The 13270-nt window shown below is 54.8% G+C and carries 9 protein-coding genes; 2 read left to right on the forward strand and 7 right to left on the reverse strand.

Annotated elements, in window-relative coordinates; genetic code table 11:
• Window positions 1-20: 20 nt before the first annotated feature.
• A complete protein-coding gene (locus WMO36_RS05340) occupies window positions 21-1424 on the reverse strand; it encodes an alpha/beta hydrolase (protein ID WP_349077051.1) in 1404 nt (467 codons plus the stop codon).
• 284 nt (window positions 1425-1708) lie between these two features.
• On the opposite strand from WMO36_RS05340, the gene WMO36_RS05345 reads away from it, so the two are divergent.
• A complete protein-coding gene (locus WMO36_RS05345) occupies window positions 1709-2506 on the forward strand; it encodes an ABC transporter ATP-binding protein (RefSeq protein WP_349077052.1) in 798 nt (265 codons plus the stop codon).
• Window positions 2503-3291 (forward strand): ABC transporter permease, encoded by a 789-nt coding sequence (locus tag WMO36_RS05350; RefSeq protein ID WP_022245518.1) that lies wholly within the window; start codon window positions 2503-2505, stop codon window positions 3289-3291. Before WMO36_RS05345 ends, WMO36_RS05350 begins: the two co-directional genes overlap by 4 nt.
• A gap of 140 nt (window positions 3292-3431) precedes the next feature.
• On the opposite strand, the gene WMO36_RS05355 is transcribed toward WMO36_RS05350, so the two are convergent.
• The 6 genes from WMO36_RS05355 to WMO36_RS05380 form a co-directional block, all read right to left on the reverse strand.
• Window positions 3432-5504, reverse strand: coding sequence for a DEAD/DEAH box helicase (locus WMO36_RS05355; protein ID WP_022245517.1), 2073 nt, complete (start codon window positions 5502-5504; stop codon window positions 3432-3434).
• A gap of 106 nt (window positions 5505-5610) precedes the next feature.
• Window positions 5611-6321, reverse strand: a complete 711-nt coding sequence (locus WMO36_RS05360; protein ID WP_349077055.1) for an SDR family NAD(P)-dependent oxidoreductase — start codon at window positions 6319-6321, stop codon at window positions 5611-5613.
• Window positions 6322-6672: 351 nt separating this feature from the next.
• Entirely contained in the window at window positions 6673-7962 is a 1290-nt protein-coding gene (locus tag WMO36_RS05365; protein WP_271745538.1) for a uracil-xanthine permease family protein, read from the reverse strand.
• A gap of 160 nt (window positions 7963-8122) precedes the next feature.
• Entirely contained in the window at window positions 8123-8935 is an 813-nt protein-coding gene (locus tag WMO36_RS05370; RefSeq protein ID WP_349077057.1) for a histidine phosphatase family protein, read from the reverse strand.
• Between the two features lie 215 nt (window positions 8936-9150).
• Complete coding sequence (locus WMO36_RS05375; RefSeq protein WP_349077059.1) at window positions 9151-9897, reverse strand: helix-turn-helix domain-containing protein; 747 nt, start codon at window positions 9895-9897, stop codon at window positions 9151-9153.
• A gap of 28 nt (window positions 9898-9925) precedes the next feature.
• Window positions 9926-13111 carry a type I restriction endonuclease subunit R, EcoR124 family gene (locus WMO36_RS05380; RefSeq protein ID WP_349077061.1) on the reverse strand — a complete coding sequence of 1062 codons (3186 nt, stop codon included), beginning with the start codon at window positions 13109-13111 and terminating at the stop codon, window positions 9926-9928.
• Window positions 13112-13270: the final 159 nt, after the last annotated feature.

The following is a 13270-nucleotide window of genomic DNA, read 5'->3' on the forward strand; positions in this document are numbered from 1 at the left end:
CAGTACTTCCGTTCGATGATTCAGATTGAAATGCGTTTGAGATTCGGATAGTCGACCAATTTCGGCTTGGCATCGCTCAGTCCCGTGTTGTAGCCGAATACGGCAAGTCCGTACCACAGCGTGTCTTGCACGGCATGCCAGTCATGCGCATTGCCAAGCGATTCGACTGCCGTAACATGCATGCCCGCCTGTTGAGCAACCGGTACGATGCGTTCGACATTGCGCACGGACTCGCGGTCACGCTCCCCCGCGCCGATAACAAGCGTCTGGGTTGAAGGCGCATGGTTGCGAATGGCGTTGACGGGAATCTGGTTTTCATACGCGGCACGATCACCTTGGAAGAATCGGCTGATCATACTGCTTTCACTGCCATTGGTCGGTTTGAGTTCGCTATCGGTGGGAATGATGGTACCGAACAGATTCGGATGGTTCGCACCGATCTGCAGCGAACATGTGGCCCCCTGTGAAAAACCTGCGATTGCCCAATCCTGCGCTTGCTGTGCCGCCGGAAGATTGGCTTTCACCCAGTTGACCACGTCTTTCGTCAAGTAGGTCAACGCATTGCCGTACACCGGCGAATCCACGCATAGGGTGTTATGTGAATCGTCTCCCAACTGGTCGGCCGCAATAACAATGGGTGCGAGTCCGCCATGATGCTGCGCGTAATCGTCCATCATGGTTTGAATGCCGCCCGCGGCAAACACGCGTCCCGGAGAGCCCGGCTGGCCGCTCATCATCAGTATGACCGGCAACGCCGGCTTGTGTTTGGCTGTGGCAAGCGCTGCAGGCGGCAGATATACCAGCGCCTTTCGCGCTTCGAAATGCGATGTCGTGGCTGGAATATTTACTTTACTGACTTCGCCATGTGCGGGAATATTGCTGACGCTACCGTCTGCTTTTTCCTGCTTCCATTGCGTGACGCTAATCAAATCGCTGCGTTTCGCCATTCCCGTCAGGTCGGCTTCGTGATAGGTGTCTTGGCCGAACAGTGATCCGATGGTGGCATATTCTCCATATGCCTGATCGATGCCGGTGGCGGCGGAAAGCACTGCGCATGCCACCAATATTACGGCGACGGCACGCAACGCTCCCCTATGCAGCATCGCATGACTGACCGCGAATCCGATGATCGCGCAACCGCAACCAGACCATGCGATCACACGCGGACCCAGCTCAACACCGAACACCACAAACACGTCCGACAGCAACCAGGCAATCACCAATCCGACAATGCCGGCAATAACCGCAATCACCATCGGACGTGCAACTACGGCAATTGCACGTTTACCGCCGCCACGGCTTCCGCCAACCGTCTCCCATATTGCAATACCCAACAGTATCGCCGCCAGCACCGCGGTTATCGAAAACAACGTTGCCGGAAACCAGCCATCCACCAAGCTTATGTTCATCAACCATGCACGCATGCTCACTTCTTGCTTTCATATTCTTCATTTCCAATGTGCCAGTTGTAGTCCATGAAACGTTGGCACGACCTCATCCTTGAGGCTGATTTTCCTTGGAATACCGACGAAAAATACTGTGAGCAAGCTGAATGGATGATGCTCTTAGGCAGCGTTCTTGCCTTTGCCGATCATGCCTCGAACGCACGTTCCAATGGTTTGGTCAAATAATATGATTCCAGCTTAGAATACTCTAAGAAACACATCCAATGCTCCCGACCGGCAGTCAAGCGGTATGGTGTTGGACTATGCAGTATGTTTTTTCGGCGTCGAATGTTTCCTGTGTCGTGCCGGTCGACGGTGAGAAACGCACGATTTTCAGCGGATTATCCGTTGATGTGAAGCATGGTGAGATTATGGATTTGGTCGGCCCTTCCGGATCGGGCAAGAGTAGTCTGCTTACCGCTTTTGCACGATTGAATCCGAATGCGAACGGCAATTTTCAGCTTGAAGGGCGCCCTGCCAGCGAATTCACACCGCAGCAGTGGCGTAGTCAGGTGGCGTATTTGCCGCAGAAGCCGGTATTGATCGGTTCGAGTGTGGCCGAGGCGATTCGTTTACCGTTCACATTGGCTATCCGTGCGGGCGAAGGCAAGCAAGGATTCGGCAGGAAATGGTCGGCCGGTAAGTCTCTCAAACCCACAGATCTACTGCCGGATGCTCGCATTCGAGCCACGCTTGACGCCATTGGCTGCGCGGATATTGATTTGGGGCGTGCTCCGCATGACTTGTCTGGAGGCCAGGCCGCCCGTGTGAGTTTGGCGCGCACCTTGCTTACTTCGCCGAAAGTGCTGCTTGCCGATGAGGTTGATGCCGGTTTGGATGATGAGAACGCCGATAAGGTGGCATCCATCATGGCTCAGGCCGCAGAGCGGGGCATGGCGGTGATTCGTATTCGCCATCGCCCGCCGGATGGGCGTGCCACACGCATTCTCACACTGGCCAATGGCGTATTGCAGAGTGCGAATGCTCCGCACACCGCAGCAACCAATGATTCCAATGATTTCGCGGCACAGTCCGATTCGGTGCAAGGAGTGCAGGCATGAGCGGCAATTACTATTCCATTGATATTTGGGGTCTGCTTATCGCATTGGTTATGGTCGCCGTGGCCGCAGGCATTTCCGAAGCGATGCGCATGGGCATTGGCAAGACACTGCTATGGTCGGCGTGCCGTGCGTTGCTGCAATTGTGCGCCATGGGTTTCATTATGGAGTTCGTCATCAAGTCGAACAATCCATGGCTGGTGCTGTTGCTGGTGATGTTCATGCTGATCGCGGCCGTGCAAATCACCCTGTCTCGTGCCAAAGGTGTGCCGAAAGGCCTGGCCGGTCCCGTGTTTTTGAGCTTGGTCATCACCATGCTCATTATGATTTCGTTGGTCACCGAATTGATCATTCGCCCGCAACCATGGTATGCACCGCAATTGGTGGTACCGTTGACCGGCATGCTGCTCGGCAATACCGTGTCCGCTTTGGCGGTTGGGTTGAGCCGGTTCTTCGAAAGCATGAAGGAACGCCGTGACGAAGTGGATACGCTGCTGGCGTTGGGCGCGACCGCTTGGGAGGCCGCACGCCCGTCCATCGTCTCGTCGATTCGTTTGGGTTTGCTGCCGACTACCGCCTCGCTGGCTTCCAGCGGCATTGTGACGGTGCCTGGCATGATGGCCGGTCAGATCATCGCCGGCGGCAATCCTATCGACGCGGCGAAATACCAGTTCCTGATTCTTGCGGCCATCGCCGCGTTAACGCTTCTGGCCGACAGTCTCATTATGGTGATGGCATACCGTAAGTGCTTCACTGCAGACGATCAATACAATCCGATCGCAGGCTGAACAACTTTTCATATAGCCAAGCAATTAATAGACAATCAGATTTAACAGAAAACGGCGTTCGCCACGTGTTCATATACCATGGCGGACACCGTTTTCTATTGTTTACCAGCTACGCGAGCTTTGATTTTGCTTTTCAGCGATCAACGCGTGCGGAATGGCGCTTTCCTGATGTTCGCATGGCGATGGCGTGACTGCCCTGCATGCTTGTCGTGACGTTCGCCACGGCCGCCACGCTTGACTTCCGTATGACGGTCATAGCGTTTCGCATCCGAGGAACGTTCGTCATGCTTCTTGCCTTTGGACCGACGATTATCGTCATACTGACGTTCGGCACGGGCTTCAGACTTGCGCTGCTTCTTGCTTGGCGCACCCTGCTTTTTCGCAAGCTGTCCGGACTTCTTCTTTCCCAGTTTCCTGCGATTGTCGGTATTGCCGTAATCGCCGTCGTTCCTACGCTTGTTCGTCGTTTCGCGCTGCTCGTTGTCGCTGCGCTGCTGCTCATGCAGGCGCGCATACTTTTCACGACGCTTGCTGTTGCGCTTTTCCTCGTGCTGTTCGCGGCGTTCCTCTTGAATTTCAGGATGTTCCCAACGATGTTCACGCGCTTCGAATTCACGATTGTCACGACCTTCGAACTTGGCGGCACGGCGTTCCGCACGGTTCTTCTTCGGCTCGAACTTCTTCGCGCTGTCGTTACGCTCCTCACGCTGGTCGCGATCGCGACGATCCTTACGTTCGGACTTAAACGGCTTACCGCCCTTGTCTTTGCCGCGATCCTTGTTACGCCCGCCGGAACGGTTTGATCTGCCGGAACGTTCGCCGTCGGCACTCCCCTTGCCGTTCTTCCTACGGCGCGGATTTCCTGCCGGCTGCGACTGCTCAAGCGTCCAGCCGAACACCGGCTCGGCCACTTCGCCTACGAGTTCCAACACTTCCGGCGAATCAGGGGTCACATCGATCGGTTCGACCGTCAGTCCGGCCTCACGCATCATGCGACGGGTCCTGCGGCGCTGGTTCGGCAGAATGATGGTCACCACGTCACCGGAATGGCCGGCTCGCGCGGTTCGTCCGGAACGATGCAGGAAGGATTTCGGATCTTCCGGCGGTTCGACCTGCACCACGAGTTCCACACCGGAAACGTCGATGCCTCGCGCGGCCACATCGGTGGCCACCATAACGTTCACATCGCCGGAGTTGAAGGCGGCCAGATTGCGGTCACGCTGGTTCTGGCTCAGATTGCCGTGCAATTCGGCCGCAGGAATGCCGTTCTGCGTTAAATCCTTGGCAAGCTTCTGCGTCTGGAATTTGGTACGGGTGAACAGAATGCGACGGCCCTTGCCGGAAGCGAGGGTGCGCACCAGCTCGTGACGGTTGCCCTGCGTGGTTTTGAACACATGGTGGGTCATCTCGTCAACGGTCGCCGTCGCGGAATCGACGCTATGCACCTTCGGATCAGACAGGAAGGTTTCCACCACTTCGTCCACGCCATGGTCGAGCGTGGCGGAGAACAGCATGATCTGCGCGTCGAACGAAATCTGGCCGAGCAGTCGCTTGACTGGCGGGAGGAAGCCCATATCGGCCATTTCGTCGGCCTCATCAATAACCGCTACCTCAACCTTGTCCAAGGTGAGCGCGCCCTGTTCGATCAAATCCTCAAGACGACCCGGGCAGGCCACCACAATATCGGCACCGGCCTGAAGGTCACGGATCTGGCGGGCATAACGCACACCGCCGTACACGGTGGTGGTGTTGATGCCGTAGATCTGGGCGAGCGGCATGAGCACATCGTTGATCTGGTTGGCGAGCTCACGGGTCGGAGCAAGCACCAGACCACGTGGATGCGGCACGAAATCGTCGGCACGACGTTCCTCGGCATGGGCCTGCTTCACACGATTGACCTCGTGGCGGAACTGGCTCATGTTCTCATACTCGCCGGCATCCACTTCGCCCAAGCGAGCGACCAGCGGAATCGAAAATGCCAGCGTCTTGCCGGATCCAGTGCGACCACGGCCAAGAATGTCTCGCCCAGCCAACGAATCGGGAAGCGTGTCGGCCTGAATCGGGAAAGCGGTTTTCTTGTCATCGGCCGCAAGCACGCGGACCAGCGGACCAGGAACGCCGAGTTCGGCGAACGTCAACGGACGTTCCTCTTCCTCGCCCATCGCTTCGGAAGCGGCTGCGAGGGTATCTTCATCAAAAACGGTATCGGGCACAATGGCCTTTCATGTCAAATATTACGCACGTTGCGCAAACCTGATAACTGTAGCCTATGCCCAATACTTTTGCTTACGTTCCTTCAATCCTTCATATCCGTTATATTCACGCCGGATTGCGGTTGATTTCGATGTCGGTGACGGTCAAATTCGCTTCGTTGACCAGATTGAACAGAATCACTTCGGCCAGTTGGTCGGCACGCATGAAGGTATGCTGCTTTTCTTCCGAAACGTAGTCATGGCTGTCACGGTAGAATGAGGTGTCGATGCCACCTGGATAGACACCCACGATTTTCACACTTGTTCCCTTGTATGCGGCCTGCAAACTCTTGGTGTAGCCCTTCTCGCCCCACTTGGTGGCGCAGTACACGGATTCGTTGGGGTTGCCTCGCGTCGCCGCGGTAGACATGACGTTGGCGATTTTGAGATCCCGCTCGCCGTCCGCCTTCAGGGTTTCCACGCTCCACAGCACCATGCCTTTCAGACCCTTCAGGCACTTGTCCACGTCGGCCGCCTCGTATGCGGTCGGGACTTTGAACGAAGGCTGGCCTGCATTGTTGATCAGCAAATCGATATGACCGATTTTCGAGATTGCGGCAACGGAGTTCTTCACGAACGATTCGTCGGAAATATCGCCCACAAAAGCTCTGTATTCGTCGGCAGCAAAAGTCTTCGACAACTCCGCCTGACGTACGCCATTGAAATCAATACCGGCAACGAACCATCCCTTGGCGATCAGCTGTCGAGCCAGCTCATATCCCAATCCAAGCGCGGAACCGGTGACGATGGCGATTTTCTTTCCGTCTGCGGTACTCATATGATGAACTCCTTCATTCAAAAATGGACACAACCCCTTTTGCATCATCATACCCATTCAACCCCACATGAAGTCAAACGATTGACGTAACACATTCAACACCGTTTTCAGCGAGTCCACATATTTCGTATCCCCATGAGCCATAGACCCGTACAACCAAATTTCAGAGATGCCCTATCGATGAAGACTCCGACGTATGCTTTCATCTTGAAACTTCTCAATAATCGTCATATCCTCATCGCATCTCTAATGCCTTGCACACGCGAAAGCTACACAGGCGTACGCAAAAGGCCCTTCCGGAACAGGGAACGTTTGGGAAGGGCCTTCAGAACGATGCAAATGATTATTGCATCACAGGATGTCAGGGTCGTTCTTGTCGATCGTGCCGGTGGCCTTGCCGATGGCCTTCAAGCCGTGGTAGGAGACGAGGATCACGATGGTGCCGATGGCGATGCCGTTGAAGGAAATGCCATTGAAGGCGAACGCGAACTGGCCGATGGCGATGATCATGGTGATTGCGGCCACCATGATGTTCAGCGGCTTGTCGAAGTTGACCTTGTTCTCAACCCAAATACGGATACCAACCATGCCGATCATGCCGTACAGCAGAGTGGTCACGCCACCGAGCACGCCAGCCGGAATCGTGTTGATGATGGCACCGAACTTCGGACACAGGCTCAGCAGCAGTGCGAAACCAGCCGCGCACCAGTAGGCTGCGGTGGAATACACCTTGGTGGCTGCCATCACACCAATGTTCTCACCGTACGTGGTGGTGCCGGAACCGCCGCCGAAACCGGCGATGGTGGTGCCAAGACCGTCGGCGAACAGGGCGGTGCCGATCTGGTCGTCATAATCGCGGCCGGTCATCTGGGAAACGGACTTGACGTGGCCGACGTTTTCGGCGACGAGCACGAGCACCACCGGAACGAACATCGGCAGAATCGTGAAGTCAACCTGCGGCAGGTGGAAAGTCGGCAGACCAACCCAAGCGGCATCGCCGATGGCGGAGAAGTCAACCTGACCACGAATGCAAGCGTATGCGTAACCGATGATCACACCGATGAGAATGTTGAGTCGACCAAGCAGACCCTTGAACAGCACCGCAACCAGCAGCACGGCCGCCAAAGTCACGATAGCGGTATCGGGAGCGACCTGGAAGTTGTTCCACACGCTCGGAGCCAGATTGAAACCGATGATGGCCACGATTGCACCGTTGACCACCGGCGGCATGATGATGTCGATCCACTTGGCGCCCGCGAAGTGCACGAGCACACCGATCAGAGCCAGCAGCAAACCGGTGACGAGAATGCCGAAGGATGCGACGGCAATGCCCTTGTTCGCCGTGGTGACGGCGGTGATCGGGGCGATGAAGCCGAAGGACGAACCCAAGTAGCTCGGCAGCACGTTCTTGTTGATCAGCAGGAACAGTGCGGTCGACATGGCCGTAAAGAACAGGGTGGTGGACGGGTCGAAACCAGTCAGAATCGGCACCAGGAACGTGGCACCGAACATGGCGATGACGTGCTGCGCACCGATTTCGGCGGTGCGCGGCCACGTCAGGCGCTCGTCAGGCTCAACGACTTCGCCCGGCTTCAGCGTCTTGCCGTCACCGTGGACCTGCCACGTGAACAGATTGGACATGCGATTGTCTCCTTAACTCTCTTGCGCGGCAAGCAAAAACGCGCCGCGTGTCATAGCCATTGTAGTGGGGCGTGGACACGGGCGCGTTTCGTACGCAAGATGGGGGCATCAATCGTCGATATCGGCCAATCCGATCATGCAGTCAACAGACCGACACACATCACAGGTGACGGTCAACCGCATGAACAACGTCCACCAAATCGCCATTCGACAGCACTGGACGCTTGAATTCACGCCAATCTTCGACCTTCACCACCCAACGACCTTCCGCACCGTCGAACACCGGACGGGCGGTCTGTTCCCAACGGAACCGCTTATACGTACGCCCGGTGGCCGGATCGCGACGCGAATAATGGAAGCACGTACAATTAGTGATCTTCCATTCGTCGGACGCCGCACGGTGCATGAATTCCTCGTCGGAAAGGTCTTCCAACGTCAGCATCAATGCCAGCATGAGATCGCCATGGCTGACCATCACCACGGATTCCGCATCCGACTTGCGGTTGAGCGAGGTGAGCAGATTATGCACGCGGTTTTCCGCAACATCCGCAATCGACTCGCCTGCCGGCGGACGCCAATACAGCGGATCCGTGTTTTTGAACAGCCAATTGCGTTCATAATTGTTTTTGAAATCGTCTTTGGTGACGGTACTGATCTCACCCCAAGAGCGTTCACGAAGCACGCGAGTTTCCTCCCATTTCGCTTTCGGCAACGCCATGGTGGCGGCAGTCTCGCGCGTTCGCACGTACGGCGAAACCAGATAACGGTCGAACAGCTGCTGCTGCGAAACCAGCCAACGTCCAATGCAGTCCGCCTGCTTGCGGCCGATCGCGGTGAGTCTCCACGAACGATCCGGCACGGTCACATTGTCTTGCGTGTACAACGAATTGTCGCCCTGTTCGCCGGCGCTGATAATCACGTTCGCTTCGGATTCGCCGTGTCGAATCACATACAGATCAAGGGGCATTCCCATAGTATTTCTTTCCTTTTCCTACTTACTTCACGCGCTTCGCTACTCGTTATCCGCGCGTATCGTCATCGAATTGTTTCCACCGTAGCTGATTTGCAGGGATTTCACACATCAAAGTACGCTGATTTATGCGATTTGTGCACGGAAATTCGCGTACAGGTTACTTGCGATTCACTTGGACCACTTGCAACGATGCAAAAACGCGACCGTCCGCAAGTTTATTCCGGCCAAATGCCGGTTTGCGAGTATTTCTTGCGATACTCCCCCGGCGTCATGCCGCTATGTTTTTTGAAGACTTTCGTGAAATGGCTTTGCGACCGGTATGCGAGGATCTGCGAGATTTCATTGAAGCTGTATTCCGAATATTTCAGCATGTTTTCGGCGGCTTCCATACGTTTGTCGGTAATGTATTGCGACAATGACGTTCCCGTTTCGCGTGCGAATAGTTCCGATAGGTATGTGGGATTCAAATGCACGTGCTGCGCCAGGATTGCGACAGTGATTTTCTCATGCAGATGGTAGTGGATGTAGTCCATGCATTCGTTGACGGCTTTGGAATGGGTGTCGGTTTTCTGCATGTCGGCCATGGCCCAAGTAAAGAAGGTCATCATGTCGGCGTGCAGTCGGCGCACGTCTTCCGGAGTCTTGCAATTGTCAAGATCCTGAATGTACAGATCGGAAGCGTTGTAGGCGTCTTCCTCGTCCATGCCACCTTCGATGGCGAAACGCGTGGCCAAGGTAATGGTGGTAACGAAACGGTATTTCGCGTTTTTGAGTGGATCGTCCGACAGATGGCCGTATAGTCCGGAATCCCACAATTTCGAGCTTTCCGAAATGGCATTGACGTCGCCGGCGCGCATCATGTCATACTGTTTCATTTCCTCAACGTAGCGATGGTGGCGTACCCGATCCTCACGCGAAAGAAAGTCCAGATACCCCAGTTTTGCTTCGTCAACAACCGCCATGCTTCTCCCCCTGTTTTACTACCGTCCGCTATTTACGATCGTCCAGATCGAATCCTCCTTCAAGGATAAAGCTTTTCAGCAACTTGGTGGCGAGAAGATTCGCAGTGAATTGGGTGACAAAGCTATCCGGCTTGCTGAAAAACGTCTTTGCCAAAGGCTTGTTGATGGACGCTTTCAACCGGTCGAACCGACCAAATTCATTCAGCGTCGCTTCGGTAAGATCAAGCCGCATCATCTCGTTGAGCAAAGCTCCATCCACGCCAAACGCCTTGGTGATCTTCTCCACTTGGCTGTTCTTGGCTTTGTTAGCATAATACGTAATGTAGTCGCGCAGCGTTTTGCCCTCCTCCAACTCAATCTCGCCACGCTCCACATCATGCATGAACAGTTCAGCGTACCGTTGCTCCTCCTGACTGAGCGAAGCGAATGACTTATGCAGCTCCTCCTCGGCGGATGCCAACAGGGCTGTATCTCCTCCGCCAAGCGCCTTGAGCCATTTAGTGAAGTTGGCGTTCATGTAATCCGTATCAATCAATCCCGTGTCGATTTCGGTGATATGCCCATCAAGATCGTATGGAGCCTCAGGACCCTCACTATGGCCTTCGCCATCTCCAGCAAACAACTCCTTGTATCGCTGAACGAGAATCAGATATGTGCGTTCGTCGAGTTCCGGCCGCACAACCTCCACCGAACCATCGTCATGGGTGACGGAGTATTCCCGCTGCTGCCATGTAAATCCTTGTACTTTGGCGGCTTCAAGAAAATCATTGAGTTCCGAGAACAGCTTCGCGAACTTCCGGCATGCTTCCACGGACTCCGGCAGCTTCATGAAATCCTCCACGCCTTCGGCGCGAAACACGGAAGTGATCTCTTCGAAACGTGCATCCATCAAACGCACGTTTTCCGGCAGCTTCTGCACAAACAGATCAAGCGGCTTATCTCCGGAATACAGTTTCACCGCCGCTTCGATATACCCTTTCATGGTATGCGGCTTGCGATAGTAGCGTATCGTTCCGAAGGGCTTGTCAGACCCGAACAGTCGGTTCGTGCGGCTAAACGCCTGGATAATGTTCTCGTAGTCGATGATCTTGTCGAGATACAGCGTGTTGACCCACTTGGAATCGAAGCCCGTCAGCATCTGGTCGACCACGATCAGCAGATCCAGCCGTTCCTCGCGATGCTGATCGACCGTCAGATATGGCCGCTTATGGGAAAGCCGCGCAGTGATGTCCTTCTTCATCTTCGGCCATGTGGGGATGATGAAATCCTTGCCGAATAGTTCGTTGTAATCGCCGATGATCTCCTGAAGCGCGTCCCCTTTGAGAATTGCGCCGTTGGAGTTATCGACATTGGGGTCGAACAGCGCGGTCACATGCATCTGCGGCGCACGCTCCTTGAACAAGCGATAATAGCTGATCGCCTCGGGAATGGAACTCGTGACCAGCATCGCATGGAATTTGTTGCCCCTGCTCAGCAATGGGAATTGGTCGAGGATATCCTCCACAACCTTGCCCTCATGCGGGGTGCCCTGCGCGTACTGCGCCGAAGTCAGGTAATCCTCAATGCCCTTGATACGTTCTCCGGCCTGCGTTTCCATAGGACCCATCGGCATTTGATTCAGATCCATGTAATGGTAGAACACTTCGGCTTTCGCCGGATCCGCTTGGGCTTCCTCAACCGTCGCCGCTTTCGCCTTCTGCAACGCGACAGCCTGGCGAACATCCTTGTCTCGGTAGGTCAACACCATGTACGGGTCGAATCCGAGTACATTGCCATCGCGGATACCATCAGCGATGCTGTACCGGTGGAGGCAATCGCCGAATACCATTGATGTGGTCGAGCCCTTCTTGCGGTTCTCCTCATGGATCGGAGTGCCTGTGAAACCGAAATACAACGCGTTCGGGAAGGAATGGCGAATGTCCTGCAGCATCTCGCCGAATGTGGAGCGATGGCATTCGTCGATGATGAACACGATGCGCTTGTCTGCGAGTTTTTTCACCTCTTTTTCGGTGATATGCCCTTCGCCGGCCTTGATGTTACTCATTTTCTGAATGGACGTGACGATAAGCGTGTCCTTCGGGTCGATGCTTGCCAGCTTCGCCTTGAGCACATCCGTATTTTCCGTACCTTGCACATCGTCGACATCATCGGCGAACGAACGGTATTCGAGCAATGACTGCGTGCCCAGCTCGATACGGTCCATGAGGAAGACAACCTTGTCGGCATCCTTCGAATCGGCGACAAGCTGCGCCGCTTTGAAACTGGTCATGGTTTTGCCCGAACCGGTAGTGTGCCACACATAACCGCCCGGTCGGCCCGGAGTGCCGCTCGGCACAGGCTCGTCCCATTTGCAGGTGCGGACACGGTCGAAAATGGCGTTCACCGCTTGGTATTGGTAGCTGCGCAGCACTTTGAGGCATCCGTCCGCGGAATCCGCGACCGTGTAGAAACCGATGAGCTGATGAGCCATGGGAATGGACAACAGGTCCGACGCGAACCGTTTCCACTCATCCTGCCCGACATGCTTGTTCGCCGCTATGGGCTCATTGTTGTAGTCAGCCCAATGGAAGAAATAATCGTCGTTGAAATCGCCTTCACCGGGATTGGCGAAGTACACGGCATCGTCCGGGTTCATCGCCACGAAGACCTGTACGAGTCTGAACAGTCCGGTGAACACGCCTTCATGCGCGTATTTGGCGATTTGATTGGTGGCCTGACTTACGGGAATGCCGCTTTTCTTCAGTTCGATATGGATGACCGGCATTCCGTTGATAAGCAGGCAAACGTCTCCCCTGCGATCGTTCAACATCTTATTTTTAGCTGGATAAATAGGCTGTCTTGCGATTTGGTACCGGCTTTGCCCCGCTGCTATTTCCTGCCGATCGTAGATCTTCAGGCTGATTTCCTTACCGTAATGAGCCTCATCCTTGGGATTATCACGTCTAATGGATACGGTTTTACCGTTAATGAAGGAATTCAGCGCCAATGGTGTACGCAATGTTTCGATCTGTTCGAGGATCTGCGCCATCTCACCTTTGGTAAGGCGCTGCCCATTCAATCGATCGATGCCTTTGTTATTGTCGAACAGGATGTTGGCCCAATTGCTGATAAGGTCCTGTTCAGTTGGATATTCCAACACGCCATCGGTCCATCCATGGCGCTTCAGTACCGAGACCAGATCGTCTTCGAAATCCGATTCTTTATTGTAGAACATGTTTCATCTCCCCGAATGCACCGTCACTTTCTGAGCCCAATCTTACGAGCGCAACCCCTAACATCCAAGAAGCAACACCACAATACTTACGCTGATGAAGGGTGATGAGGGAGTCCAGACGGGAGAAAAATGCTGAAATAACATACTGCTCTTCACGGC

Origin of the sequence: Bifidobacterium hominis (assembly GCF_040095915.1) — a bacterium.
GTDB lineage: Bacteria > Actinomycetota > Actinomycetes > Actinomycetales > Bifidobacteriaceae > Bifidobacterium > Bifidobacterium hominis.

Coding starts and splice junctions, on each gene's coding strand:
- WMO36_RS05375 (WP_349077059.1), bottom strand. CDS start 9,897: ATGGCGGTTGTTGACGAAGCAAAACTGGGGTATCTGGACTTTCTTTCG.
- WMO36_RS05380 (WP_349077061.1), bottom strand. CDS start 13,111: ATGTTCTACAATAAAGAATCGGATTTCGAAGACGATCTGGTCTCGGTA.
- WMO36_RS05360 (WP_349077055.1), bottom strand. CDS start 6,321: ATGAGTACCGCAGACGGAAAGAAAATCGCCATCGTCACCGGTTCCGCG.
- WMO36_RS05370 (WP_349077057.1), bottom strand. CDS start 8,935: ATGGGAATGCCCCTTGATCTGTATGTGATTCGACACGGCGAATCCGAA.
- WMO36_RS05340 (WP_349077051.1), bottom strand. CDS start 1,424: ATGCGTGCATGGTTGATGAACATAAGCTTGGTGGATGGCTGGTTTCCG.
- WMO36_RS05365 (WP_271745538.1), bottom strand. CDS start 7,962: ATGTCCAATCTGTTCACGTGGCAGGTCCACGGTGACGGCAAGACGCTG.
- WMO36_RS05345 (WP_349077052.1), top strand. CDS start 1,709: ATGCAGTATGTTTTTTCGGCGTCGAATGTTTCCTGTGTCGTGCCGGTC.
- WMO36_RS05350 (WP_022245518.1), top strand. CDS start 2,503: ATGAGCGGCAATTACTATTCCATTGATATTTGGGGTCTGCTTATCGCA.